Annotated in this window: 23 protein-coding genes; 9 read left to right on the top strand and 14 right to left on the bottom strand. The window is 62.1% G+C overall.

Annotated elements, in window-relative coordinates; genetic code table 11:
• Window positions 1-191 precede the first annotated feature (191 nt).
• Together Q5Z11_RS03250 and Q5Z11_RS03255 are read right to left on the bottom strand one after the other, a co-directional pair.
• Complete coding sequence (locus Q5Z11_RS03250) at window positions 192-665, bottom strand: hypothetical protein (protein ID WP_303748698.1); 474 nt, start codon at window positions 663-665, stop codon at window positions 192-194.
• Window positions 666-685: 20 nt separating this feature from the next.
• Window positions 686-1,234: a cysteine hydrolase family protein gene (locus Q5Z11_RS03255; RefSeq protein ID WP_303748699.1), complete on the bottom strand. Its 549-nt coding sequence runs from the start codon at window positions 1,232-1,234 to the stop codon at window positions 686-688.
• 104 nt (window positions 1,235-1,338) lie between these two features.
• Here Q5Z11_RS03255 and Q5Z11_RS03260 point away from each other — a divergent pair, with 104 nt between their 5' ends.
• Window positions 1,339-2,313, top strand: coding sequence for a GlxA family transcriptional regulator (locus Q5Z11_RS03260; protein ID WP_303748700.1), 975 nt, complete (start codon window positions 1,339-1,341; stop codon window positions 2,311-2,313).
• Between the two features lie 56 nt (window positions 2,314-2,369).
• Here Q5Z11_RS03260 and Q5Z11_RS03265 read toward each other — a convergent pair whose 3' ends face one another.
• From Q5Z11_RS03265 to Q5Z11_RS03275, 3 genes are all read right to left on the bottom strand, one after another.
• Window positions 2,370-3,011, bottom strand: coding sequence for an HNH endonuclease (locus Q5Z11_RS03265; RefSeq protein ID WP_303748701.1), 642 nt, complete (start codon window positions 3,009-3,011; stop codon window positions 2,370-2,372).
• On the bottom strand, window positions 3,004-4,299 hold the full coding sequence (locus Q5Z11_RS03270) for an AAA family ATPase (RefSeq protein ID WP_303748702.1): 1,296 nt from the start codon (window positions 4,297-4,299) through the stop codon (window positions 3,004-3,006). Before Q5Z11_RS03270 ends, Q5Z11_RS03265 begins: the two co-directional genes overlap by 8 nt.
• Before the next feature lie 481 nt (window positions 4,300-4,780).
• Window positions 4,781-5,224 carry a DUF2834 domain-containing protein gene (locus Q5Z11_RS03275; RefSeq protein ID WP_303748703.1) on the bottom strand — a complete coding sequence of 148 codons (444 nt, stop codon included), beginning with the start codon at window positions 5,222-5,224 and terminating at the stop codon, window positions 4,781-4,783.
• Between the two features lie 144 nt (window positions 5,225-5,368).
• Here Q5Z11_RS03275 and Q5Z11_RS03280 point away from each other — a divergent pair, with 144 nt between their 5' ends.
• Window positions 5,369-6,736, top strand: coding sequence for an alpha/beta hydrolase (locus Q5Z11_RS03280; protein WP_303748704.1), 1,368 nt, complete (start codon window positions 5,369-5,371; stop codon window positions 6,734-6,736).
• 205 nt (window positions 6,737-6,941) lie between these two features.
• Here the strand turns inward: Q5Z11_RS03280 and Q5Z11_RS03285 are convergent, their stop codons facing one another.
• The 5 genes from Q5Z11_RS03285 to cyoA all read right to left on the bottom strand — a co-directional run bounded on the left by Q5Z11_RS03285 (window position 6,942) and on the right by cyoA (window position 11,540).
• A complete protein-coding gene (locus tag Q5Z11_RS03285) occupies window positions 6,942-7,616 on the bottom strand; it encodes an SCO family protein (protein ID WP_303748705.1) in 675 nt (224 codons plus the stop codon).
• Between the two features lie 75 nt (window positions 7,617-7,691).
• A complete protein-coding gene (cyoD, locus tag Q5Z11_RS03290) occupies window positions 7,692-8,024 on the bottom strand; it encodes a cytochrome o ubiquinol oxidase subunit IV (protein ID WP_057627619.1) in 333 nt (110 codons plus the stop codon).
• A gap of 2 nt (window positions 8,025-8,026) precedes the next feature.
• Window positions 8,027-8,656, bottom strand: coding sequence for a cytochrome o ubiquinol oxidase subunit III (gene cyoC, locus Q5Z11_RS03295; RefSeq protein ID WP_282271767.1), 630 nt, complete (start codon window positions 8,654-8,656; stop codon window positions 8,027-8,029).
• The gene (gene cyoB, locus Q5Z11_RS03300; protein ID WP_303748706.1) at window positions 8,653-10,635 is read right to left on the bottom strand and encodes a cytochrome o ubiquinol oxidase subunit I; all 1,983 of its coding nucleotides are present in this window, start codon (window positions 10,633-10,635) and stop codon (window positions 8,653-8,655) included. Before cyoB ends, cyoC begins: the two co-directional genes overlap by 4 nt.
• Before the next feature lie 5 nt (window positions 10,636-10,640).
• Entirely contained in the window at window positions 10,641-11,540 is a 900-nt protein-coding gene (gene cyoA, locus Q5Z11_RS03305; protein ID WP_303748707.1) for a ubiquinol oxidase subunit II, read from the bottom strand.
• A gap of 182 nt (window positions 11,541-11,722) precedes the next feature.
• On the opposite strand from cyoA, the gene Q5Z11_RS03310 reads away from it, so the two are divergent.
• The 4 genes from Q5Z11_RS03310 (at window position 11,723) to Q5Z11_RS03325 (ending at window position 15,672) form a co-directional block, all read left to right on the top strand.
• On the top strand, window positions 11,723-13,135 hold the full coding sequence (locus Q5Z11_RS03310; protein ID WP_303748708.1) for an aminotransferase-like domain-containing protein: 1,413 nt from the start codon (window positions 11,723-11,725) through the stop codon (window positions 13,133-13,135).
• Window positions 13,136-13,183: 48 nt separating this feature from the next.
• Window positions 13,184-13,468 carry a hypothetical protein gene (locus tag Q5Z11_RS03315; RefSeq protein WP_057627610.1) on the top strand — a complete coding sequence of 95 codons (285 nt, stop codon included), beginning with the start codon at window positions 13,184-13,186 and terminating at the stop codon, window positions 13,466-13,468.
• Window positions 13,465-14,070 carry a DUF6436 domain-containing protein gene (locus tag Q5Z11_RS03320; protein ID WP_303748709.1) on the top strand — a complete coding sequence of 202 codons (606 nt, stop codon included), beginning with the start codon at window positions 13,465-13,467 and terminating at the stop codon, window positions 14,068-14,070. Before Q5Z11_RS03315 ends, Q5Z11_RS03320 begins: the two co-directional genes overlap by 4 nt.
• Before the next feature lie 198 nt (window positions 14,071-14,268).
• Complete coding sequence (locus tag Q5Z11_RS03325; protein WP_303748710.1) at window positions 14,269-15,672, top strand: aminotransferase-like domain-containing protein; 1,404 nt, start codon at window positions 14,269-14,271, stop codon at window positions 15,670-15,672.
• Window positions 15,673-15,775: 103 nt separating this feature from the next.
• On the opposite strand, the gene Q5Z11_RS03330 is transcribed toward Q5Z11_RS03325, so the two are convergent.
• The 4 genes from Q5Z11_RS03330 to Q5Z11_RS03345 form a co-directional block, all read right to left on the bottom strand.
• Window positions 15,776-17,437 (bottom strand): glycoside hydrolase family 43 protein, encoded by a 1,662-nt coding sequence (locus Q5Z11_RS03330; protein WP_303748711.1) that lies wholly within the window; start codon window positions 17,435-17,437, stop codon window positions 15,776-15,778.
• A 156-nt stretch (window positions 17,438-17,593) separates the two neighbouring features.
• Complete coding sequence (locus Q5Z11_RS03335; RefSeq protein WP_303748712.1) at window positions 17,594-18,010, bottom strand: H-NS histone family protein; 417 nt, start codon at window positions 18,008-18,010, stop codon at window positions 17,594-17,596.
• A 312-nt stretch (window positions 18,011-18,322) separates the two neighbouring features.
• Window positions 18,323-19,063 carry a GntR family transcriptional regulator gene (locus Q5Z11_RS03340; RefSeq protein WP_303748713.1) on the bottom strand — a complete coding sequence of 247 codons (741 nt, stop codon included), beginning with the start codon at window positions 19,061-19,063 and terminating at the stop codon, window positions 18,323-18,325.
• Between the two features lie 16 nt (window positions 19,064-19,079).
• On the bottom strand, window positions 19,080-20,324 hold the full coding sequence (locus tag Q5Z11_RS03345) for an acetyl-CoA hydrolase/transferase family protein (RefSeq protein WP_303748714.1): 1,245 nt from the start codon (window positions 20,322-20,324) through the stop codon (window positions 19,080-19,082).
• A 135-nt stretch (window positions 20,325-20,459) separates the two neighbouring features.
• Here Q5Z11_RS03345 and Q5Z11_RS03350 point away from each other — a divergent pair, with 135 nt between their 5' ends.
• Genes Q5Z11_RS03350 through Q5Z11_RS03360 form a run of 3 tightly spaced genes read left to right on the top strand, consistent with a single transcriptional unit; the run spans window position 20,460 to window position 24,603 of the window.
• The gene (locus Q5Z11_RS03350; RefSeq protein WP_303748715.1) at window positions 20,460-21,818 is read left to right on the top strand and encodes an MmgE/PrpD family protein; all 1,359 of its coding nucleotides are present in this window, start codon (window positions 20,460-20,462) and stop codon (window positions 21,816-21,818) included.
• Window positions 21,818-23,209: an MmgE/PrpD family protein gene (locus tag Q5Z11_RS03355; RefSeq protein WP_303748716.1), complete on the top strand. Its 1,392-nt coding sequence runs from the start codon at window positions 21,818-21,820 to the stop codon at window positions 23,207-23,209. Before Q5Z11_RS03350 ends, Q5Z11_RS03355 begins: the two co-directional genes overlap by 1 nt.
• A complete protein-coding gene (locus tag Q5Z11_RS03360) occupies window positions 23,206-24,603 on the top strand; it encodes a phenylacetate--CoA ligase family protein (protein WP_303748717.1) in 1,398 nt (465 codons plus the stop codon). The genes Q5Z11_RS03355 and Q5Z11_RS03360 overlap by 4 nt, the downstream gene beginning before the upstream one ends.
• Window positions 24,604-24,608: the final 5 nt, after the last annotated feature.

Consider the following 24,608-nt stretch of genomic DNA (forward strand, 5'->3'; position numbering starts at 1 on the left):
GGCTCACGCCGCTCCTACAAAAGCGCGCCAGCCACGCAGCGGCGACAAGCGAAGCCAGCTTCAACCCCCTCCCTTGCGCAAAGCGCAGGGGAGGGCCGGGGAGGGGTGCTCTTCGCAACAAACCAACACCTCAAGCACCCCAGCTTCGCAGCTAACGCAGCTCCCACAAAACCAAACAACCAGCTTCAGACCTACATCGAACTACAAACAGCCACATAATTCCCCTGGCTGATATTCAAATACTTGACCCCGTTGTAGTACTTGTACCCAACCCCCATAACCCGATGCCCACTCTCGGTAGGGAACACCACAAACTCATACTCATCCCCAAACAGCGGATCAGCAGGCGTAAAGCTCAGATTGACCTTGTCGCCAAGATCATCGTGCTTCCGCTTCCAGGTCATCTTCCCCTGCAAGTCCTCGCCTAGCAGCTTCACCTGTGCCCGCTGCGTCTTGGTGTCCCAGGAGATCAATTCCGGGCCAATTGAATCACCCTCGATCTTGCAGATGGTCGTCTCGGCAAAAGCCGGCGCAGCAACGCCCAACAGAAGAAGGGCAGCCAGGCGAGATGGTTTGAATCGCATTGTGTAAGTCCAGTAGTTCGGGCCAGCGTTGCTCCGCAACGCCGTGCCGCGTTGTACCAGACCCACCCAGTTGAAAGCCATCGCCAAACCACCCCGGGCGATCACCCCGCCAGATACGCATCCGTAGCAAGCACCCGCCCATACCCGAACTCAAACGACGCCATCATCGCCGCATGCACCTGCGCAGCCGGCGCCACAACGCCGTTGAATTCCAGGTCACGCGTGGCGCAGGCGTCGTGCAGCACGGTGACCGCATAGCCCATGTCGGCGGACGCACGCACCACCGCGTCCACGCACATATGGCTCATCGCACCAACCACAACCACGTCCTCGATCCCACGCGCCTCAAGCTGCTGCTTCAGATCGGTATCGCGGAACGAATTGACGTGGTTCTTGACGATCACCGGCTCATCGCCAACGGGCGCGACAGCGGCCATGATCCGTACCCCGTCCGAGCCCCGCACGAAGATCGGTGCATCACTGCTGGCGGATTCATGGCGGACATGCAGCACCGGCACGCCCTTGGCCCGTGCATCGGCGATCACGCGCACCGCATTGGCGGTGGCGGCATCAATGCCTACCAAAGGCAGCTTGCCGGTGGCGAGGTATTCATTCTGAAGATCGACGACGATAATGGCGCGCTTGGTCATGTATGGCTCCGTGATGGGTGGTTGAATGGTGTGGGAGAAGTCTCCGCGACCGGCCTGCCACCACGAAGAGGCGCTACCGACATTCTTGAGGGCTATACCGACAGATGCGCACCGACGGTCACATCCAAGTGGGAATCCTGCTGTATCCCGGCGCCCAGCTGGCGGCGGTGCTCGGCCTGACCGACCTGTTCGCCCTGGCCTGCAGGCTCGCCAGCGAACGCGCAGCACCCGCCGCGCCCGAACTGCAGGTCACGCATTGGCGCATCGAAGCGCCCGGCCAAGCGCCGCAGGCCGTCTACAGCTCAAGCCAGCCGCCAAGCGGAACACCGCAGGTAATGATCCTGCCGCCCAGCATGCAGCCGCCGATTTCCACCGAAGCCGCCGCGCCCTACTTGGGCTGGCTGCGTGCACTGCACGACGACGGCACCACGCTCGCATCGGTCTGCGCCGGCGCATTCCTGCTAGCCGAAACCGGGCGCTTGGCCGGCCGCACCATCACCACCAACTGGCAGTACGCCGAACTGCTGGCCGCACGCTTTCCGGACGTAACGCTGGACGTGGACCAGATGCTCATCGACGGTGGCGACATCTTCAGCGCTGGCGGCGCCATGGCCTGGACCGACCTCGGCCTGCGGCTGGTGGACCGCTACCTCGGCGCCGCAGTGATGCTGGATGTCGCACGCACGCTGTTGATCGATCCACCCGGCCGCCAACAGCGCTACTACAGCAGCTTCTCGCCACGACTGACACACGGCGACGCCGCAGTGCTGGCCGTGCAGCAATGGCTGCACGACACCCATGCCAAACAGGTCGCATCCGCCGAACTCGCACAACGTGCAGGGCTTGAAGAACGCACCTTCCTGCGCCGCTTCCAGAAAGCCACCGGCATGACCGCCACCGAATACTGCCAACGCGTACGCGTGGCCCGTGCACGCGAGATGCTGCAGACCAGTAACGTGCCGCTGGAGCGGATTGCCTGGGACGTGGGTTACAGCGACCCGGGTTCGTTCCGGAAGGTCTTCAGTCGGGTTGTGGGGTTGTCGCCGGGGGAGTATCGGAGGCGGTTTGGTGGACGGTGAAATCATGATCGGCTAATAGCTCTCCTAGTCGATTCGTTTGGCGAGCTACTCGCTGATCAATGATTCCCCTGGTCTAAAAAGCGATGAAAACTTCGCGATAGAGATGCATACTCTCTTGAATCCTGAAGTTCGTTCTCAAAGTCTTTCTCGAGGATTATTCTCAAGTCCGAGGGAGCACCGGAAATTATTTTCCTCAGGGCTTGCAAGTTCTCGATTTTCTCTGTTCGTCGGCCGAGTAGTTCCGGTCGATTTAAATCGAGCCTTCTCAGTGTTAATTCGGCTTCATTGTCGCCAGCTTTTGGGATTGCGGCGGGTCCAAAAAAAAGTATTCGTTCCTCTGGTTCTGACATGTATGGATCGATAACGCTGTTCTCCGCCTTCTTCGTGTTGCAAACATCGCATGCGACAGTCAAGTTGTCCCATTCAAAGGTTGCCTCAGGGCTGGAAGCCTTGGCCGTCATGTGCTCTATATCGCCATAAGTGACATGTCTGAGTAGGCTTTCGCAGTACGCGCATTTTCCATTGGTTTCTTTTAATAGTGCGGTTTTTATGTCTGGATGACGGTATCTCGATTTTATAGAATTTGCTGTCTTTTTATGTGCGTCGCCGAGTCCAATTGCATGAATGAGATCTGCCGTCCATGCGGCGGCATTTGCACTAAGTATCTCGGGCTTTGGGCCCTTGGTGAGCTTAATCATGCTTCTTAACCAGTTGTGCCAACGCGCTGGGATACATGTCTTCATATCCAAGCTCGGCGAGGTCCTTGCGTAGGTAGGTCAGCGCTTCGTTGGTTAGCGGGGTATCCGCGTATCGTGCGGCGATTTTTTGGACATCAGTGACAACCCATTCCGGAATCGTAGCTTCGACACCTAGTACTTCCCTAAGTATCTGATTCGCGCTCGCGGCTCTGTTTACTGTGTCAAGTCTTTCGCTGATGACTCTGCTTTCTGTTGTCTCTGGTACGGCCTCACCATCATGTCTTTCGCCGGTGCTAGTGCGATATCGAAGGACATAGACGTTTGAATCCTTCACGGACGAAACGATAAATGGACTGTGGGTTGCAACTATGAATTGCGCAAGCGGAAATGCTTCAAGTAATCGATTGAGTAGAGATCGCTGCATGGACGGATGAAGATGGTTCTCTGGCTCGTCCATGGTCACAACAAAGGCCGGGTTTGTTAGACTGAACATGTACAGTCTCCACGCTATATCGAAAAGCGTAGATACTCCGCCCGATGCGGCGTCAAGCATAAAGGATCCGCTTCGAGTTTTGACAACGATTTCGTTGTGTCTAATCTCTAGGTCGATGAATCCGATGGAAGGGGGGAGGACTTTTCGTAGGATATCAATAAATCCGTTTAGCGCATCAACGAGTACAGGGTTCCCAGCTGCTCGCGATGTTTTCTCTCCAAACATTATCATCGATATAATCGACTCCTTCATTCTATAGATGGGGGAGCCGCCGCTATGGTAGCCGGAGTAAATGTTTCGAACTTCGTTGTTGTAGTGGTTGAGTATTTGTTCGGGCGTGGTCAAATGCGCAGGAACGGAGGATACAGGCTGGTATGTCAGAACCGCGTGGTGCGAATCAACGTGAAGTCCTGGGATTCCTGACATCTGGCTGAAATTGAGGTGATACTGTGCGCCGTTTGCACTGGGGACTGAAAGATCGGCATGTAAGCCGTCAGTATACTCAAGTCTTCCAATTCCAGGGTCGGTGTCTGCTCGTGAGAATAGGTTGCCTAGTTTTCCTAGCCAGCGAGCTAGCACTCCCTCTGAATAACTGAGGCGTCCTTCGACGAGTCTTGGGGTGGATAGATAGGGCTTGTCGAACCCGAAATGTCTAGAGAAAACTCTTAGTATAGAGCTCTTCCCGGAGCCGTTCGCGCCGGTAATTATAGTAAGCCGAGGGTGGAGTTCGATCTCGATATTATCGAATTGGCGCCAGCCTTCGAGTTTTAGGGACTTAAAATAATTACTGTACATAGTTTTATCCATTATTGGGGGGGGCTGGGCTGACTTCCCTGGGGGGCGCCGTCTATTTCGCTGTCGGAAATCGATCTTCCTTTGCGGGATCGTTGCCCTGCCTCCAAAAGCCTGTCTCTCCGCGTCCGATGCAATTGTCGGCTCTCCGTTCGTATTGTCCCAATAGCGCCTCCATGATCGCTCTTCCCGTCCGCATCCTTTGCTGGTGCCTTGTGTCAATAGTAGACCACGAATAGGGTTGGTGGTTATTAGCGAGCTATCTGAATCCCGTGGGATGAAGCGGCTTCGCGCATTGATGTTGGTTCTAGGAAAATTGTTCGCATAAAGATCTCTGTTCCCTTCGCGAAACGTGGATGCAGTGCGGACATCTTTGGCCAGTCGCCACTTTCAATAATTTCAGCACGCTGACAACCAAATAGAATAGTAGTCCGGAAAGCACTAAACTCTGCATTGGTGCTTATGTTATGTAATTGCCGGCGAGCTATCTGCCCTTGGTTCTCGCCAGATGCCGCTCCCTGAGCAACAAGAACAGTGGCAATGCTATTGATGGACCGACCACGATGCTGGACAGTGGCAACCACAAACGACGCATTCGGAGCCTGCGTCCCTCAGCACAAATGAGCGCAATAGTCGCAAGCGCGGAGATCAGTACATCCGCCCAAGCGAATGCTGCGATGTTGCTGGATGTCGCCTGCTGTAGCAGGAGCGGCACATTGAGGCCGTTGGCGGACAGCCATGGCACAAACTGGGCGAGGGGCAGGGCGGTGCCTGCGATGCAGAGAAGTAGGTAGACAAACCGCATGTTGCTCTCCGGCTGATTCGATTGGCTATCTCTGGCGTGGATTATCGCTTGAACCAAGGAATTCTGGGCCTTGTTGAGTGGCGAGCTCAGGAGTTTCAGTGCGATCGAGGAAGTCCAATCCACAATTATTTCCGAAGCCCGTAAGAGCTCAGCGGCACCAAGCAACACCGAGGCGCGCTCAGCCCGCTATCCCCCATTACCGATGGACATTCCCGCCACCCCAAGTCACTGGCATGCTGTCGCCTGCTCATCAGGGGATGAAAGTCGATGTTTCGATCTGTTGTTCTGGCGGCCGCACTATTTGCAGCACTTCCCGCGTGCGCGGAGCTGGCTTTCGAGGCGCCGGTGGCCTGCGCCGATGCGGATTCGTCTCGTGCGCTGAAAGGCAGCCTTTGTGTCAGCACCCATGTTCCGCTGCGGCATGAATCGCCGGCCGATGGTTCGCTGAAGCTGTTCGTGCGGTGGTTTCCCGCTGAGGCTGCAGAGCGGCGCGGGGAGGTTTGGCTGTTGGCCGGTGGGCCTGGTGAGTCCGGGGCGTCCTTGTATCCGGTGGTTGCGACGTTCCGGCGTGCGTTTCCCGGTTATGACCTTGTGATTCCGGACCATCGCGGCGTGGGCCGGTCGGAGCGCATCTGCCCGGTGCAGGAGGCGGCGGACAGTGCCGATGGTGTTGCACTGGCTGGGGACGAGTGGGGCGGCTGCATTGGTGCGATGTATGCGGATGCGGCGCGCACGCAGGCGTTCTCGGTGACCGAGGCGGCGCAGGATGTTGCGCTGCTGATGTCGCGCTATCGCGGCAGTGGGCCGACCTATCTGTATGGGGTGTCGTATGGCACGCAGTTGGCCCTTCGTGCGCTGCAGGTGGCGCCGATGCCGCTGGACGGTTTGATCCTGGATGGACTGGTGCCGCTGGAGACCACCGAGCAGTGGGACCTGAGCCGGCGCACGGCGCTGGTGGATGCGGTGGGGCGTGCGGTGCTGGGCGAGCAGAAGGTGGCGGTCTATCAGGGGGTGCTGACCGCTGCGCCGACGGCGCCGTGGAAGGACGAGGTGCCGGGTGGTGATCTGCGCCGGTTGCTGGGCTCGCTGCTGAACTTCCCGGCGCTGCGTGCGCGTATTCCCGACATTCTTGATGGGCTGGCGGTGGACGATACGTCCGCGCTGCTGGCGACGGTGGCGGAGTTGAAGACAGCGATGGCCGGGATGGGGCAGGGCGGTAACAACCAGCCTTCGTTGCCGCTGGTGATGTTGATCTCGGCGTCGGAGAACAATGCGCGGCCGGGGCTTACGCGCGAGTTGGTGGAGCAGGAGGCTGCTGGGGCCTTGTTTGTCAGTGCAATCCCGGGGTTTCTGGTGGGGGCGCCTGTGCCTGCTTATGCCAAGGATGCTTGGTTTGGGAAGTCGCCTGGGGTGCTACCGAGGACTTTGGTTGTGCATGGGACCTTGGATCCGAATACGGCGTATGCGGGGGCGGTGGAGCATGCGGCTGTGCTGGGGAAGGCTGGGAAGGTGAGTTTCAGTACGGTGGAGGGTGGGGCGCATTTGCTGTCTTACTTTGCGCCTGGGTGTTTTGTTGAGGCGGTTGGGGTGTTTGTTGGGGGTGGGGAGGTTGGTGGTAGGTGTGTTGAGCGGTGAGGTTGGTTGGGTTTTACGGCTGAGGTTGGTTGGGGTTTTGGAGGTTTGGGGTTTAGGGTTTTGTTCTGCCCTCACCCCAACCCCCGCTCCGCGCCCCGGCCCTTGCGCTGGCGCAAGGGCGTTCGAAGGGCTGCGAACCTTTGGTTCGCAAGCAGCCCTTCTCACCCCGCGGGCGGGAGAGGGGCTTTGGTCATGCGGGGCGGGGCTATCCGGTTGTGTCACAGATTGCTGGGTTGGGGCGTGTTGGCTCCAGCGTTAGTCGCTGCACATCTGAAAACAGCTGCTCTACTGGCATGCCGTAGGGCGCAAACAAACGCAGCCGTCCTTGGCGATCGAATACGTAGCCGCCTGCGGTGTGGCTCATTGAGTAGGCGCCGGGGTGCTTGCCTTCTTCGCGGTCGTAGAAGGCTTTGAACGATGCTGCCATTGCGGCCAGTTGCTGGTCGTTGCCAACCAGCGCTGTAGCGGTCGGGTCAAACGCTTTTACATAAGTCTCGGCAACAGCAGGTGTGTCGCGCGCCGGGTCGACGGTGACGAAGATCACCTGCAGTTTGTCGGCGTCCGAGCCCATCAGGTGCTTTACGCGGTTCAACTCCACCATGGTGGTGGGGCAGACGTCCGGGCAGCTGGTGAAGCCGAAGAAGAGATACGTCACTTTGCCGTTGAGGTCGGCCGGGCTGCGGCTTACGCCTGTGCTGTCTGGCATCGTCCATTGCTGGCCGAGTGCTTCGCAGGCGATGTCCTTGCCGTAGAAATCCACCTTGGGCTTTGCCGCGCAGGCTACCAGCAGCAGGGTGGCTGCGCTTATCGCGATGGTGGACAGGTGCAGTTTGCGGGCCAGTGCGGCGAGGCCGGTGGCGGGAGTGTTGGTGCGGGACATGGCTATGGTCGATGAAGGACGGACAGCCGAACTACATGCAGCGGGCCGGCAGTGTGTGCCGGCCCGTTGCGTGCGTCAGTTGACCATCATGTGGAAGTGCATGCTCCAGATGATCCAGATGGAGAGCGCTACCACGATGAAAAGAATGACCAGAGTGAAAACAAAACTGGCCAGGTTCCAGCCGCCCTCCGAGGAGCGGTTCATGTGCAGGAAGTACACCAGCTGCACGATGATCTGCACGACGGCAAAGCCGACCAGCAGGGCCATCGTCAGTGGCCGCGACAGCGTCGGGTTCATCACCAGCATGAAGGGGATGACGGTGAGCACGGCGCAGATCACGAAGCCGATCAGGTAGGACTTGGTGGAGCCATGTCCGCTGCCGGCGCGGGAGGTGTCGTTGTCGGACATGGTCAGAACACTCCAATCAGATAGACAAAGGTGAAGACGCAGATCCAGACCAGGTCCAGGAAGTGCCAGAACAGGCTCAGGCAGGAGATGCGGGTGACATTGGTCGGGGTGAGCCCGCGACGCTTCACCTGGTGCATCACCACCGCCATCCAGATCAGGCCGCTGGCCACGTGCAGGCCGTGCGTGCCAACCAGCGCGAAGAACGCGGACAGGTAGGCGCTGGTGGTGGGGCCGGCGCCAATGTGGATGAGGTGGTTGAACTCATACACTTCCATGCCGATGAAGCCGGCACCGAGTGCGAAGGTCACGCCCAGCCAGGTCAGTACCGCGCGCTTGTCCTGGCGGTGCATCGCCAGCACGGCCTGGCCGTAGGTGATGCTGGAGACCAGCAGCAGGAAGGTCTCCACCAGCACGAACGGCAGCGAGAACAGCTCGGCACCGGTCGGGCCGCCTGCGTACGCGTTGCTGAGCACCGCGTAGGAGGCGAACAGCGAGCCGAACAGCACCAGGTCGGACATGAGGTAAACCCACATGCCGAAGACCTTCATGCCGCCCTGGTCGTGGCCATGGTCGTCATGGCTGTGCTCGGCCGCCTGTGCGTTGTCTACGGCGACGTTGGACATGATGTTCATGCAATCACCCTGTGCTGCTTGAGCTTGTTCTGGTGTTGGTTCTCGATGGCGGCGACTTCTTCGGCGCTGACGTAGTAATCCACGTCCTCGTCGTAGGAGCGCACGATCAAGGTGACGATCATCGCCACGAAGCTCGCACCGGCCAGCCACCAGATGTGCCAGATCAAGGCGAAGCACAGCGCCAGGATCCAGATGTTGAGGATCAGCGGCACGCCGGTGTTACGCGGCATGTGGATCGGTGCGTAGTGCTTGGGCGGCTTGGGCAGGCCTTGTTTCTTGGCTTCGTGGAAGGCGTCCAGGGTGTCGGCCTTGGGCACCACGGCGAAGTTGTAGAACGGCGGCGGCGAAGGCGTCTGCCATTCCAGCGTGCGCGCATTCCACGGGTCGCCGGTGATGTCCTGGTTCTGCTTGCGGTCGCGGATGCTGACGTAGATCTGCACCAGCATCAGCACGATGCCTGCGAACACGAACAGTGCGCCGACGAAGGCGGCAATAAGGTAGGGCGTCCACGCCGGGTTGTCGTACTGGTTCATGCGCCGGGTCATGCCCATGAAGCCGAGCATGTAAAGCGGCATGAAGGCCAGGTAGAAACCGATGATCCAGCAGGCGAACGACCACTTGCCCAGGCGCTCGTTGAGGGTGAAGCCGAACACCTTCGGGAACCAGTAGACGAAGCCGGCCAGGTAGCCGAACAGCGCGCCACCGATGATGGTGTTGTGGAAGTGGGCCACCAGGAACAGGCTGTTGTGCAGCAGGAAGTCCGCACCCGGGATGGCCAGCAGCACGCCGGTCATGCCGCCGATGGTGAAGGTGACCAGGAAGGCGATGGTCCACAGCATCGGCACGCTGAACTCGACGCGGCCGCCGTACATGGTGAACAACCAGGTGAAGATTTTCACGCCGGTCGGGATCGCGATGATCATCGTCATGATGCCGAAGAAGGCATTGACGCTGGCACCGGAGCCCATGGTGAAGAAGTGGTGCAGCCACACCACGAACGACAGGATGCCGATCGCCAGCGTTGCACCCACCATCGACTTGTAGCCGAACAGCTTCTTGCGCGAGAACGTGGCGGTGATCTCGGAGAAGATGCCGAACGCCGGCAATACCAGGATGTACACCTCCGGGTGGCCCCAGGCCCACACCAGGTTGACGTACATCATCGGGTTGCCACCCAGGTCATTGGTGTAGAAGTTGAAGTCCAGGTAGCGGTCCAGGGTGAGCGCGCCGAGGGCGACGGTCAGGATCGGGAACGCGGCAATGATGATCACGCTGGTGACCAGCACGGTCCAGGTGAACACCGGCATCTTCATCAAGGTCATGCCCGGCGCACGCATGCGCAGGATGGTGATGAACAGGTTGACGCCGGTCAGCAATGTGCCGACACCGGAGGCCTGCAATGCCCATATGTAGTAATCAACACCCACCCCTGGACTGAACTCGATGCCGGACAACGGCGGATACGCCACCCAACCGGTCATCGCGAATTCGCCAAGGCCCAGCGAGATCATCATCAGCGCCGCGCCGACCACGAAGATCCAGAAGCTGAAGGCATTGAGGAAGGGGAAGGCCATGTCGCGCGCACCGATCTGCAGCGGCACCACGATGTTCATCAGGCCAACCACGAACGGTGTGGCCACGAAGAAGATCATGATCACGCCATGCGCGGTGAAGATCTGGTCGTAGTGCTCCGGTGGCAGGAAACCATCGCTGCCGGGGCCAGCCGCGGCCAGCTGCGCGCGCATCATCAGTGCGTCGGCAAAGCCACGAACCAGCATCACCAGCGCCACCACGATGTACATGATGCCGATCTTCTTGTGGTCCACGGTGGTGAACCAGTCGCGCCACAGCACGCCCCACAACTTGAAATAGGTGACGGCGGCGAGCAATGCGATGCCGCCAAGCACCATGCCCGCCAATGTCACCACGACGATCGGGTCGTGCAACGGCACGGCGTCCCACGTCAACTTACCGAACATGCTCATTACTCCTGGGAGGCCTTGGGTTCTGCGTTGTGGCCGGACGTGGCCGCGGTGTTCTCACCCACGCCGATGAACTGGTCGATGACCTTCTTGAACAGCAGCGGCTCGACGCTGGCGAAGTGGCGCACCGGTTCTTTACGCGTCGGCGCGGCCAGGCGCTTGAATTCGTCGAAGCTCAGTTGATCCGGCGACTGACGGACTTCTGCAACCCAGTCATCGAACTGCGGCTGGCTCATCGCGGTGGCGACGAACTTCATGTTGGAGAAGCCGTGGCCGCTGTAATTGCCCGACATGCCGTCGAACTTGCCTTGCTCGTTCGCCACCAGGTGCAGCTGCGTGCGCATGCCGGCCATCGCATAGATCTGCCCACCCAGCTGCGGGATGAAGAAGGTATTCATCGTCGAGTTGGAGGTGATGTCGAAGGCCAGCTGCTGCCCGGCCGGGAAGTTGAGCTGGTTGACCGTGGCGATGCCCAGGTCCGGGTAGACGAACACCCACTTCCAGTCGGTGGCGATCACTTCCACATGCAGCGGCTCGCCGGGGATATCCAGCGGCTTGTAAGGGTCAAGCTCGTGGGTGGATTTCCACACGATAACGGCGAGCACGGCGACGATGATCAGGGGCACGCCCCAGACCACGATTTCCACCTTGGTGGAGTGCGCCCAATCGGGCATGTACCTGGCCTTGGTATTGCCGGAGCGGTAGCGCCAGGCAAAGACGAAGGTCAGCACGATGGCCGGTAGCACCACGATCAGCATCAAGGCGATGCAGATGATGATCAGGTCGCGCTGGGCAATGCCCACGTCGCCCTTGGAGTCCAGTAGTACCCAGTTGCAGCCAGACAGGCCCACGCATGCCAAAGCGGCCAGCGCTGGGCGGATGCGTTTCCAGCAGATATTCATTGAAGGTCGACCCTGTTGAAGGAGCTCTTGAGCGGGGACCGCCGATGCCCGGCGCATAGGCCGGGAGCGGCTACACTGTCCGTACGGCGGTGCCTACAAAAGGATTGCCGATCCAGTCAAGTCCATACAAGATACATCATTGTATGGGTTGGTGCACGTACAAAGCAGGGAAGGTTCACCCGATGCAGCAGCCAGCCGCAGGCCGACGCCTGAAAAAGCCCAACCGGACCTGGGTCCGTCCCTTTGCCGAGGGCACCGGTCCGCTCTACCTGCAGATTGCCCAGCAGGTACGCGATGCCGTGGACGATGGCGTGCTGCAACCCGGCGACCGCCTGCCGCCGCAGCGCGACCTGGCCCAGCTGATGGGCGTGGACCTGACCACGGTTACCCGTGCCTACGCCGAGCTGCGCCAGTCCGATCTGCTCGACGCGCAGGGCGCCGGCGGCACCTTCATCGCCATGTCGGCCGGCAACAGCGCCACCTCGGTCGACCTGAGCATGAACATCCCGCCGCTGCTGGGCAGCAGCCCGTTCGCGCAGAGCATGGAGCGCGGCTTCCAGCAGCTCAGCCAGCAGCTGGGGCAGGGCGAGTTGATGAGTTACCACGTCGGCGCCGGCTCCCGCGATGACCGTGCCGCCGCCGTGCAGTGGCTGGCGCCTATCCTCGGCAACGTCTCCGCCGAGCGGGTGGTGATCTGCCCCGGCGCGCAGGCCGCGCTCTGCGCCATCGTGCTGGCCAAGACCCAGCCGGGTGACCTGATCGCCGCCGAACAGCTGACCTATCCGGGCCTGCTGGCCGCCGCGCGCGTGCTGCAGCGGGGCATCGTCCCTATCGCCATGGACGCTGAAGGCATGCTGCCGGACGCGCTGGAAGCGGCCTGCCAGCAGCGCAAGCTCAGCCTGATCTATCTGATCCCAACCATCCAGAACCCGACCACCGCGACCATGTCGCAGGCCCGCCGTGCCGCCATCCTGGCCATTGCCCGCCGCCATGGCATAGCCGTGGTGGAGGATGATCCCTACTGGCTGCTGGCCGCCGATGCGGCGCCGCCGCTGGCGGTGGATAGCCACCCGGATGCCCCGGTCTACTACGTTTCCACCCTGTCCAAGTGCCTGGCGCCGGGCCTGCGCACCGCCTATCTGGTGGTGCCGCCGGGCGAGCCGATGGAGCCGCTGCTGGACGCCCTGCGCTCGATCGCGCTGATGCCGACCCAGTCGATGGTTGCGGTGGCCTCGCACTGGATCCGCAGCGGCCAGGCCGATGAGATGGTGCGCCGCTTCCAGCAGGAGCTGCGCCAGCGCCAGCAGATCGCCGCGCGCATCCTGCCCAATCCCTATCAGGCGCAGCCGTCCGGCCTGCATGTGTGGTTGCCGCTGCCGCCGCGGCTGGACCAGTACCGGCTGATCCAGGCCGCGCAGGCACAAGGCCTGGGCATCGCCAGCTCGGAGGCCTTCAGCATCGAGGAGCAGGCCGGCAATGCCATCCGTCTGTCCCTGGGCGGGGCAGTCGACCAGCACAGCCTGGCGGCGGCATTGACCAAGCTGACCGAGGTTATCTCGGCAGCACCTGAGACGCGGACGCAAGCGATCGTTTGACCGCGCTCCGGCCATATCCATACAAAATTGATACATTGCATATCTTGTATGGATATGCGGGTAGCTGCTGTGCGTCGGGACAAGCTGAAGTTTCATCTGGTGATGCTGGGCTGCGCCGGTTTCGTGGTGCTGGCGCTGGCGTCGCTGGTCTATGTCTGCTCGCGGCCGCAGACCGCCGATGTGCAGGCCAGTGAGCGCGCGGCCATCGAGCAGTGCCTGCAGCGCAGCCGCGCGCCGGAGCGCACCGAAATCTACCGCCGCGCCCAGGCCGATTCCTGCGCCGAGATGCTGGAACAGTACGAGCACAAGTTCGGCGCGGACGCCGCCTCGTGAGCCCGCCCAACGGCGCATCACCGCGCCGGCGCGGGATGCGGTTGTGGATCGCAGCGGGCTGCGTGTTGATGGCCGGTATCGCGATAGCGCTATGGCAGTACTTCGGCCTCAGTGAGCAGGCCACGTTCGCCGAGCAGGCCATCGTCTTCGACGACACCCAACTCAAGCTGCCGCCGGAACTGGCCGGTGCGAATGGGCGCATACGCGTCGTGCATTTCTGGGACCCGGCCTGCAAGGTTTGCAACCGCGAAACCGGCGCGCATCTGAGCTACCTGATCAGCATGTACCGCCGCGCCAACATCGATTTCTATGCGGTGCGCCGCCCCGGCACGACAGGTGAGCTGCCCCAGTATCTGCGTGGTCGTTTGACGGAACTGCCGACGATTGAAGGCGCCGAACATATCCCGGCCAGCCCTGCGGTTGCGATCTGGGACAGGGCAGGGCATCTGGCCTACGCCGGCCCGTACAGCATCGGTATGGTGTGCAATTCGGCCAATAGTTTTGTCGAACCGATTCTCGACAAGCTGGTCGATGGCCAGACGGTGCGCCCACGCGGGTTGCTGGCGGTGGGCTGTTACTGCCCTTGGCAAAACAAATCTTGATCCGCTGCTGATGAATCTGCATGCGCGCCAGCGTGCGTGGACGTTCTGTCCGCGCACAAAAAACAGCGGGCACCCGCTCCAACCGACCGATGGTTGTGAGCAGGCACCCGCCGCTGATGTAAACAATACGTGGCTACATCGTCCATACATGGTGCGACAGGATGTCGCAGTTTTTGCGGGTAAACATGGGGTTTGGCGATGAACTGGATGGACAGCGCGCTGCGCAGCAACGGCCCGATCTACCTGCGCATCGTCAACAGCATCGAGCGCAGCATGAACACCGGCGAGCTGGTGCCCGGTCATCGCCTGCCATCGCAGCGAGCATTGGCCAAGCAGCTCGGCATCGACCTGACCACGGTGACGCGCGCGTTTGATGAAGCACGCCGACGCGGCCTGATCGAAGCGCGCGGACCGCAAGGCAGTTTCATCGCACCGCCGAAAGCCGCCTTCGGGCAACCGGTCGACCTGAGCATGAACGTGCCACCGGTACCGGATGCGTTGGCTTTGAACGATGCTTTGCGACGCGGTGCAGCCGCCGTGCTTGCACGCAGCAATGCGCCGAACCTGATGACGTATCACCTCGCTGGCGGCAGCCCGACCGACAGGCATGCGGCGACGAGCTGGCTGCAGCCGATGCTGGGCGATATTGCCGATGCAGGTCTGGTGGTTGCCGAAGGTGCACAGTCAGCGCTGGCCTCGATCCTGATCAGCCAGACCCAGGAAGGCGAGGTGATTCTTTGTGATCACCTGGTGTATCCGGGGCTTCTGCAGGTAGCCAAGTCGTTGGGGCGACGCTTGCTGCCGGTTGATGGCGATGCGGAGGGAATGCACCCGGATGCGCTGGAGCGTGCTTCTAGGCAGAGCGGTGCACGTGTGGTTTACCTCAATCCGACCTGCAACAACCCGACTGCACTGACGATTCCACCGCAACGTCGAATCGAGTTGGCGCGTGCGCTGCAGGGGCTGGATCTACTAGCCATCGAGGATGATCCGTATTGGCATCACGCTGCGAAAAAGCCAACGCCAATTGCGGCGCTGGCGCCGACGCATGTGTATTACGTATCAACCTTGTCGAAGGCGATCAGCCCAGGCCTGCGCACTGCATTCGTGCGCTGTCCATCGGAGCAGCATGCAGAAGCACTGGCGATTGCATTGCGCTCGATCTGCCTGATGGGGCATCCACTGGTGATGGCGCTGGTAAGCCAGCTGCTGTTGGATGGATCGGCGAACGCATTGTTGAATCAGGTGTTGGATGAAGCCCGCGAACGCACCGCACTGGCCGCTCATCTGCTGGTGCCTGCGTTGAAAGTGCAGGCAGCCGGATTGCATGCCTGGTGCACCCTGCCGGAGCAAAACCGGCAAAACCGGGGTCAGAGTGGGGTTTCGGAACGAAACCCCACTCTGACCCCGGTTTTGCCCTGGACCGACACCAGCTTCGCCCGCGCCGCTCAACTGCAAGGCCTGGCAATCACGCCCTCATCGGCATTCAAACCAGATGGCGCGCAACGCAGCCAGGGCTTCCGCCTCTCGCTGGGGCAAGCAGGCAATCGCCGTCAGCTGCAGAGCGCGTTGGGGCGAATCAACCAGCTGGTGGATGCGTGAGTCAAAACCGGTTCAAAACCGGGGTCAGAGTGCGGTTTCGAAACGAAACCGCACTCTGACCCCGGTTTTGACTCCGGTTTTGCTGGTCTTGACCTGCTGTGCTTCATCTTTTCAAAGCATACGCACCAAACGTGGCGCCGATGAATCCACCCGCGGTGTCGGTACTGAGCAGGCTCGCATCAAGCGCATCACCGATGCGTTGCCATTGCCCGGGTTGTGCTGAGAACCATGCCTGCGCACGTGCACCATCCAAGGTGAATCGCAGCCCCGTGCTATCGCCAGCGCCGGCTAAGTCCTTCTGCGCCAACAGTCTCCCCGTCTCCGGTGAATCCTTCCCGGCACGCAGATACAGAACTACCCGACGCGCACCGTTGCTGGCTTCAATGCCCAGGACATAGTGATAGCGCTCGTTCTGCAGCAAGGCCAATCCAGCCAGCTCACCATCTTCAACAGACGCTGCCGACAACTGCATGTCCAGAGTAGCGCGGTGATGCTGCAGACGATGGCCAAGATAATGGGCCTGTTCCTCCGCACCCTCGGCGCCCAGCGGTGTCGTGCCGGCTTGCAGCTTCAAACCACCAGCGCCCGTGCTGAACCAAGCGCTCTTTGGCGGATGCAAGGTTAGCCACTGCGGCGACAGCTTGTCGGCACTGAAGCTCTCCGTCCAGCTTGATACGGCGCTGTCGGTGACTGGCGCAGATGCATCCGCCAGCTGCGGGCGCGGCAGCTGCAGCGGCAACGTGGCGCCACGCGGCAGCACCTGCGGCCAACCTTGGTGCCATTGCACCGGCAGCAGGAAAGTTTCGCGGCCGAGGTTGTACTGGTTGCCACGGTACGGGCGGGTGGCGAGGAATACCGTCCACCAGCTGCCGTCAGCCAGTTGCACGAACTGCGCATGCCCAGCCGAGGTAACCGGGCTGGCACGCTTGGGGTCCAGGTCGCGCTGGGTAAGCACCGGATTGTTGGGGCCTGCGTGATACGGACCCGTCAGGCTGCGGCTGCGCCAGATCATCTGCGCATGCTGCTCGCCGGTGCCGCCTTCTGCGGCGGTCAGGTAATACCAGCCGTCGCGCTTGAAGATATGCGGACCTTCGATGTGTTCGGGCTTGCTGGCCGGGTCGGCGCCGCCATCCACCAGGAGACGGCGCTCGCCAATGGCCTTGCCGCTGGCCAGGTCAATCTGCTGCAGCCAGATCGCGCGGTGGCCGTCATAGCGCAGCTCGCCATCGGGTACATCGTTATGGACTACCCAGCTGCTGCCATCGGCGTCGAAGAACAGCGAAGGATCGATGCCGCGTACCTGCAGCCAGATCGGGTCGGACCATGGTCCGGCAGGGTTGTCTGCGTGGATCAGGAAGTTGCCGCCGTCGCAGTAGAAGCAGGTGTTGACGATGTAGAACCGGCCGTCCTTATGACTGATGGAGGCAGCGAACAGGCCGCGGGTCAGCTCATCCTTGCCGTAGTTGATCTGGCTAGGGCGGTCGATGGCATTTCCGATCTGCGTCCAGTTGACCAGATCGCGGCTGTGGTGGATCGGCAGGCCGGGGAAATAGCCGAAGGTGGAGTTGACCAGATAGAAGTCATCGCCGGCGCGCACGATCGATGGGTCCGGGTAGAAGCCGGGCAGGATCGGGTTGCGGTAGTTGCCGGGTGCCAGCGCTGTTTGCCGGTCGTTGCCTTGGTAACTGATCGAGTGCACCAGTACTTCCGCATTGCTGGCAGGGGCGGCCAGGCAGAGCAACATCCACAGCAGGCGATTACGCATCGGCGGGCATGTCCAAGCTCGGAGTGAGCTATGGAATCTAACAGCTAACGTGGCAAAACCGGGGTCAGGGGCAAAACCGGGGTCAGAGTGGGGTTTCGATACGAAACCCCACTCTGACCCCGGTTTTGCCCCTGACCCCGGCTTTGCTTGCCGCTTTCAGCTCTGCTTGAACAGCTTGCGCTTGCCGGTGAGTACCTTTTCCTTCGGGGTGAGCTTTGCCACGCCGGGGATCAGGAAGTCGGTGGCGGTCAGGCCGAAGCGGATCTTGGAGGCCAGCCAGAGTGGCATCTTGCCGCGGCCGGTCCAGGTGTTCCAACGGTTCTCGGGATCGCGGTACTTGGGTTTGACCTTGGGCCCCTTGCGCCGGGCAGGCTTGCTCTTGGCTGCGACGAGGTCCGCGCCAGCGCCGAAAAGCTCCTCGATCGTATAGCCGGTCTGCTTGGCCAATGCGGTGAGTTTGCGCCTGACCTTTTCCGCAGGTTGACGTTGGGTGAGCGCTTTGTGCCTGTCCTGTGCGGCGCGGATGAGAGTGTTGAGCTCTCGAAGATCAAGAGGGGTAAGGTCGATACTCATTGCGTAAGCGTCTGTTCTTGGCTCAGGGGTGTCAAGCCGCCGCTGTGGGTTATTGACGTTGGCAGGGCGCTAGTTGGTGCTTGGGGCACTGCCAGAAGGAGGGAGGGCGGGTTGGCCCGGCTGCCCCTTCGCCCGGGTAAGCACAGCGCCCCCGGGGCTGCTGGCGGCGAGGTTCCTGCATCACCAGTTGCCTGTTCACCGGGTGCGCTGCGCTTACCCGGGCCACCTCATCGGTGGCGACGCACACAAAAAACCCGATGGCCGAGGTCCGGCATCGGGTTTGAAGTTGCTCGAGCGCGGGCTTTACCGCGATCAGCGGTGATTGCGTGAAAGCACCATCGAGTACGCAAACCGGCCAGGCGGATGCAGGCTGGTCGCGACCAGCAGCAGGCGGCCGTTGGCATCGCGGTAGCGGCGCTGCACGCGCATTGCCGGCTCGCTCTTCTTGATATCCAGCAGCTTGGCGTCGGCTGCTTCGAACGAGGCGGCATCGAATACCTGCTCAACCCGCGACAGCTTGGCCGGGTCCAAGAACTTGGCCAGGGCGCGGGCGGCACCGGCTACTTCCAGCAGTTTGTCGGTAGGTACGCCGGTGCGCACCGGGATCAACATCTCGGTGACGGCGATCGGCTCGCGGCTCTGTTCTTCCAGTCGCAGGCAGTGCAGGCGCAGGTATTCCTTGCCTTCGTGGATGTCCAGGCGCTGCGCCATCGCATGGTCGGCCAGCTTGCGCTCGGCTTCCAGCACCTGCAGGCGGGTGCTGTTGCCGTATTGCATCAGCAGGTCGACGGTGTCGATCTCGTGTTCGTAGCGCATCGCCGAGTTCTGCGCGATCACCCGCGTGCCAGCGCCGGGCCGGCGCTGCACCAGGCCGGCGCTGATCAGCTGCGCCAGCGCCGCGCGTGCGGTATGGCGGCTGACGCTGAAGCGCTCGCACAGCTCCAGCTCGGTAGGTAGCAAGGTACCAACGGCGTACTCGCCCTTTTCGATTGCCGCCTGCAGTAGATCGCCCAGTTCGGCATAGCGGGGCTTGCTGCGTCGCGTACCAGTCATATGTACAGATCCTTGTTCAAAGTCTGAGCGAGAGTTCCTGCCAGCTGCGCTGCAGGGGTTCACGGTGTTCGGGTGCGGCGATGGAAATCAGGGCCTGGGCCCGTGCATGGACGTCGAGATGGCGTAGATCGGCTACGCCATGTTCGCTGACGATGCAGTCGGCATCTACGCGGGCAAGGCTTACGGGACCGGCGGGTAGCATCGGCATGATCCTGCTTTCGCCCTTCGGGGTACTGGCAGGGAGTGCAATGATGCCGCGACCAGCGGTCGATTGGCGAGCGCCTTGCAGGAAATCAGGCAGGCCACCCACCCCACTCAGTTGGCGTCCAGACAGGAACTCACCGTTCACCTGGCCCAGCAGATCCACCGATAACGCGCTGTTGATGGCGGTCAGGCGCGGAATTGCACCCAATACGTTGTGGTCATGGGTATGGCCGACTTCGCGGAAGCTGATGTTGCGCGGTGCAGCGTCATACAGCGCCTGTGTACCCAGCGCCACACCAGCCACCACCGCATCCGGTGCCGCTGATAGTGCGCCGGATTCGAGCAGGCCCAGCAGCCCGTCGGAGACCATGCCGCTGTGGATGCGCAGGTTGCGCCGCTCGCGCACCGCGCGCAGTACGGCTGATTGCAGGCGACCCAGCCCGAGTTGCAGGGTCGCGCCGTCTTCCACCAGAGTGGCCACCTGCGCCGCCACCGCGTCCATTGCGGCATCGGCAGGTGGATCGGGAATATCCAGCAGCGGTGCGTCCTGCTCGATGGCTGCGGTAATCCGCGACAGCGGGATCGACGGCCCGCGCGTGCGCGGCATGCGCGGGTTGATGTGCGCCAGCACCCGCGTTGCCCGTGGCCATGCCGCCGGGGTGAAGTCGCAGGCAATGCCCAGCGAGCAGTTGCCGTCCTCGTCCGGCGGCGCCACCTGCACCAGCACGGTGTCAAAGGCCACGCTTTCGCGCAGCCAGCGCCAGGTAGCGGTATAGCTCATCGGCAGGTAGTCGACGCGGCCATCCAGCCACGAACTGCGCAGATCGCCGCTCAGGAAAATCGTGCGCTGGCGGGCCTGCGGGTGCAGCCCGGCAAAGTCGAAGGTGTTGACGGTGGGGATGTGCACGCCAGTGAAGCGCAGCCCGGCGCAGCGCTCGGCACTGCTGCGTAGCCAGTGTTCGAACAGCAGTGAATGGCCGGCACAGCCGGGCGCGAAGATGTCGGGTCCCTGCGCGAGGTAGTCGAAGAAAGTGTCGGCATCCAGAATTCGGGGCATGGGGCTGATTGCGGCGTTCGGGAGTCGGATCATATGATATGTCCGGACAAAGTCGGTTATGCTCCTTTCACGCGGTTGCCGTTCCCACCACCCCAAACCCGCTGTTGCGGGCCTGCACCGAGACCTCATCGCGCGATGACCACGCCTGCTGCCAGCCTTACCGAACAGCTCGCCCAGCGCCTGCAACGGCCGGCGGATGCCGCCGCCCGTGAGCGTGCCGCATTGCTGCTGGTCGACTGGCTGGGCTGCGCCCTGGCTGCCTTGCGCTACCCGATTGCCAACCAGCTGCGCGCGGTGGTGCAGGCACAGGCCAGTGGCAATGTGGTCGCCCTGGGCGCTGGCCGGCGCAGCGCTGCCGACGCCTTGCTGCTCAATGCCGCGCTCGGCAATGTGCTGGAAATGGACGATGTGCACCGCGGTGCCATTCTGCATCCCGGCCCGGTGGTGATCCCGGTGGCGCTGGCTGCAGCACAGGCCGAGGGCGTGGATGCGACGGCGCTGCTCGATGCCATCGTGCGCGGCTACGAAGCCACCATCCGCATCGGTCGGGCGCTGGGCAAGGCGCATTACCGCTACTGGCATCCCACCTCGACCGCTGGCGCCTTTGGTGCGGCTGCTGCGGCGGCATCAGTACTGAACCTGCCTGCCGAATCGCTGGCCGATGCGCTGGGCAATGCCGGCAGCCGTACTGGCGGGCTGTGGCAGATGCGCCATGAACCGGTGCCGACCAAGTCATTGCATAACGCTGAAGCCGCACGCAGTGGCTGGCTGGCTGCACAATTGGCGCTGGCGGGCATGCGTGGGCCGCGCAGGATACTGGAAGGCGAGCAGGGCCTGTTTGCCGCCACCGCACCGGACGCCGTGCCGGAACTGGTGGTTGCCGATGAAGACGACTGGCTGATCCACAGCACCAGCCTGAAGCCGTGGCCGGCTTGCCGGCATGCGCATCCGGCGATCGATGCGATGCTGGAAGCGATGGCGCAGCTTGATGCCGCTGACGTCGCGCAGATTGAACGCATCGAAGTACGCACCTATGCGGAGGCCTTGCGCTTCTGCGATCGTGCGCAGCCTCAGACCGAGCTGGAGGCCAAGTTCAGCCTGCAGCACGCGCTGGCCTCGATCCTGGTCAACGGCCGGCCGCAACTTGAGCACTACACCACCGAAGCCTGCAGCGATGCCGAGCTGGCGCCGTGGCGGCAGCGTATCGCGCTGATCAAGGATGCGTCCTGCAGCCAGCGTTTCCCTACGCACTACGGCGCCAGCGTGCAGCTGTGGCTGGCCGATGGCCGCAGCGTGCAGGCCGAGCGCATCGATGCCTGGGGCGATCCCGAATGTCCGATGTCGGCCGACGATGTACTGGCCAAGGCGCTGGCCTTGGCGAAATGGGGTGGCGTATCGGCGGGCCTGGCGCAACCCCTCTTTGGGCAGGTGCAGGCGCTGGCCAATGGCGGCAGTCTGGACGCCTTGAACGCCATGTTGGCGCGGGTGGCCTGATGCGATTGACTGAAGCGCTGTTGCAGCATGCGCGCACGCTGCGCTTTGAAGACCTTTCCGCCGAGGCGGTCGCGGCTACCAAGGTGTTCGTGATGGATTCGGCGGCAGTGGGGCTTTCTGGCTCCGGCCCGCAGGTACCGCTGACCCAGACAGTGCGTGGCAGCGCCGCCAGCTATGGCAGCGGCAATGCCGCGCGTGTGTGGGTGACCGGTGAAGCCATGCCGGCGGCCAGCGCCGCGATGGTCAACGGCTACCAGATCCACAGCCAGGAATTTGATTGTGTACATATGCCGGCGGTGGTGCATCCACTGGCGGTGATTCAATCGGCCATGATTGCCGCTGCCGAGCAACGGGCAAACGTCGATGGTGTTCCGGTAGGTGGCAAAGCCCTGATCACCGCGCTCAATGTCGCCGTTGATGTAGCCACGCTGATCGGCATCAGTGGCCGCGCGCCGATGCGCTTCTTCCGGCCATCGATGTGCGGCGCGCTAGGTGCTGCAGCAGGCATCGCCCATCTGCATGGTGCTGACGAAGAACTGCTGCGTCGCGCGCTCGGCCTGACCTATAGCCACTTGTCCGGCACCATGCAGGCGCATGTGGAAGGCTCGCCGACGCTGGCCTTGCAGGTTGCTCTGAACTCGCGCGCTGCCTTGAGCTGCTGGGAACTGGCTCGCAATGGCTTCCCGGCGCCACGCGAGATGCTGGAAGGGCCCTTCGGCTACCTGCCGCTGATCGAGGGCGAATTCGACGTCGGACCATCGCTGCAGAAACTGGCGGCGCGCGAAGCGCAGATACCTTCCGTAAGTCACAAAGTGTTCCCGACCGGCGGCGCAGCGCATGCCGCACAGGACATGCTGATGGAGCTGCGCCAGCAGCACGGACTGAAGCTGGACAACGTCGCCAGCATCGAACTGCAGGCGCCGCCGCTGGTGCGCCGCTTGGTCGGCCGCAGCTATCAACCGGCGATGGAGACCAGTTACGCGCGGCTGTGCCTGCCGTTCCTGCTGGGCACCGTGCTGCTGGATGGCAAGGTCGGTTTGTCGGCCTATGCGCCGGACAAGCTCGCCGATGCGCGCCTTGCAGGCTTCGCCAACCAGGTCAGCCTGGTGCCGAACGACTGCGACGATCCCAATGCGCTGGTGCCGCAATCGATGACGGTCACCCTGCGTGACGGCCGCGTATTGCACAACCACCGCGATGCCGCGATCGGTTCACCGCAACGGCCGCTGTCGCGTGCCCAGCAACTGGAAAAGTTCCACCACTGCCTTGACCACGCCGCGCGTCCCTTCGATGCCGGCCACCGTGCTGCCCTGATCTCCCACTTCGACCATCTGCAAGACATCGACGATGTCAGGCTGCTGGTCGACCTGCTGATTGTCGAGACCCCATGACCTACGCCACTTATTTCGAATCCTTCGATGTCAAGGAGCTGCTCAAGCAGTTCCCGCTGGACCAGGCCTTCACCGACAAGTTCAAGACCATCAGCCGCGAGGAACTGCGCGCCGAGCAGAACGCGATGTTCCTGCGTTGCGTGGCCCGCGCCTGGCAGATTCCGTTCTATCAGCGCCTGTGGGGCAATGCAGGCATCAAGCCTGGAGATATCCAGAGCCTCGACGACATCACCAAGCTGCCAGTATTCGGCAAGCACGAAATCATGGCCTCGGTGGAAGCCAATCCGCCGCTGGGTGATTTCCACGGCTGGCAGGACGGCACCGATGCCGGCAACAAACCGCTGGTTTTCCACACCACCTCGGGTACCACCGGTCGCCCGCAGCCGCTGGTGTTCTCGCCGCATTCGCGCGAAGTGCAGAGCCTGCTGCTGGCCCGCCTGTACCGCTGGCAGGGCATGCAGCCCGGCGACGTGGTGCACTCGGTGTACGGTCACGGCATGATCAACGGCGGCCATTACGTGCGCGAAGCGGTGACGCATTACACGCAGGCGCTGTTCTGCTCGGCCGGTACCGGCATCGAGATGCGCTCTGCGCAGCAGGTGCAGTTGATGAAGAACATGGGCGCCAACGTGATTGTTGGTTTCGCCGACTACATCAAGAAGCTGGCCGACGTGGCCCGCGAGAACGGCCTAGTGCCGGGCAAGGACATCCCGGTGCGGATGATCTGCGGCCACCTCGGCCGTGAATCGCGCGAGTCGTTGTCGGCGGCCTGGGGCGGTGTCGAACTGTACGACTGGTATGGCGTGGGCGACACCGGCGCGATTGCCGGGCAGGGCCCGGATCAGGATGGTCTCTATCTGATGGAAGATGCGCAATACGTCGAAATCCTCGACGTGGACAGCGGTGAACTGGTGGCCGATGGAGACACCGGCGACATGGTGGTCACCTGTCTGTACAAGGACGACATCTACCCGATCATCCGCTTCAACACCCACGACGTGACCCGCGTGCTGACCACGCCCTCGCCGCTGGGCATGAACCTGCGCCGCATCGAGGGCTTCCTTGGCCGCAGCGACAACATGGTCAAGATCCGCGGCATCAATGTGTTCCCACAGGCGATGGCACCGGTGTTGGAAGAACATGCATCGTTCGCCGGTGAGTTCATCTGCGTCGCCAGCCGCGACGAAGGTGGTCGCGATGATCTGGCTGTGCACGTGGAAACCCGTGGCGCGCTGGATGACGCGCAGCTGGCCGCGGAGTTCGCTGCGTTGCTGCGCCAGCGCCTCGGTGTTGAAATGAGCATCGTGCTGGCCGCGCCCGGCGAACTGGCCGCATTGACCGGTATCGAAGTACGGCAGAAGCCGGTGCGTCTGATCGACAAACGTTTCGCTTGAGGAAA

This window comes from Stenotrophomonas sp. 610A2, assembly GCF_030549615.1.
GTDB lineage: Bacteria > Pseudomonadota > Gammaproteobacteria > Xanthomonadales > Xanthomonadaceae > Stenotrophomonas > Stenotrophomonas pigmentata.

Coding starts and splice junctions, on each gene's coding strand:
- Q5Z11_RS03260 (WP_303748700.1), top strand. CDS start 1,339: ATGCGCACCGACGGTCACATCCAAGTGGGAATCCTGCTGTATCCCGGC.
- Q5Z11_RS03315 (WP_057627610.1), top strand. CDS start 13,184: ATGGATATGCGGGTAGCTGCTGTGCGTCGGGACAAGCTGAAGTTTCAT.
- Q5Z11_RS03310 (WP_303748708.1), top strand. CDS start 11,723: ATGCAGCAGCCAGCCGCAGGCCGACGCCTGAAAAAGCCCAACCGGACC.
- cyoB (WP_303748706.1), bottom strand. CDS start 10,635: ATGTTCGGTAAGTTGACGTGGGACGCCGTGCCGTTGCACGACCCGATC.
- Q5Z11_RS03250 (WP_303748698.1), bottom strand. CDS start 665: ATGGCTTTCAACTGGGTGGGTCTGGTACAACGCGGCACGGCGTTGCGG.
- Q5Z11_RS03350 (WP_303748715.1), top strand. CDS start 20,460: ATGACCACGCCTGCTGCCAGCCTTACCGAACAGCTCGCCCAGCGCCTG.
- Q5Z11_RS03270 (WP_303748702.1), bottom strand. CDS start 4,299: ATGTACAGTAATTATTTTAAGTCCCTAAAACTCGAAGGCTGGCGCCAA.
- Q5Z11_RS03335 (WP_303748712.1), bottom strand. CDS start 18,010: ATGAGTATCGACCTTACCCCTCTTGATCTTCGAGAGCTCAACACTCTC.
- Q5Z11_RS03280 (WP_303748704.1), top strand. CDS start 5,369: ATGTTTCGATCTGTTGTTCTGGCGGCCGCACTATTTGCAGCACTTCCC.
- Q5Z11_RS03265 (WP_303748701.1), bottom strand. CDS start 3,011: ATGATTAAGCTCACCAAGGGCCCAAAGCCCGAGATACTTAGTGCAAAT.
- cyoC (WP_282271767.1), bottom strand. CDS start 8,656: ATGAACATCATGTCCAACGTCGCCGTAGACAACGCACAGGCGGCCGAG.
- Q5Z11_RS03360 (WP_303748717.1), top strand. CDS start 23,206: ATGACCTACGCCACTTATTTCGAATCCTTCGATGTCAAGGAGCTGCTC.
- Q5Z11_RS03340 (WP_303748713.1), bottom strand. CDS start 19,063: ATGACTGGTACGCGACGCAGCAAGCCCCGCTATGCCGAACTGGGCGAT.
- Q5Z11_RS03355 (WP_303748716.1), top strand. CDS start 21,818: ATGCGATTGACTGAAGCGCTGTTGCAGCATGCGCGCACGCTGCGCTTT.
- Q5Z11_RS03255 (WP_303748699.1), bottom strand. CDS start 1,234: ATGACCAAGCGCGCCATTATCGTCGTCGATCTTCAGAATGAATACCTC.
- cyoD (WP_057627619.1), bottom strand. CDS start 8,024: ATGTCCGACAACGACACCTCCCGCGCCGGCAGCGGACATGGCTCCACC.
- Q5Z11_RS03330 (WP_303748711.1), bottom strand. CDS start 17,437: ATGCGTAATCGCCTGCTGTGGATGTTGCTCTGCCTGGCCGCCCCTGCC.
- Q5Z11_RS03325 (WP_303748710.1), top strand. CDS start 14,269: ATGAACTGGATGGACAGCGCGCTGCGCAGCAACGGCCCGATCTACCTG.
- Q5Z11_RS03285 (WP_303748705.1), bottom strand. CDS start 7,616: ATGTCCCGCACCAACACTCCCGCCACCGGCCTCGCCGCACTGGCCCGC.
- cyoA (WP_303748707.1), bottom strand. CDS start 11,540: ATGAATATCTGCTGGAAACGCATCCGCCCAGCGCTGGCCGCTTTGGCA.
- Q5Z11_RS03345 (WP_303748714.1), bottom strand. CDS start 20,324: ATGCCCCGAATTCTGGATGCCGACACTTTCTTCGACTACCTCGCGCAG.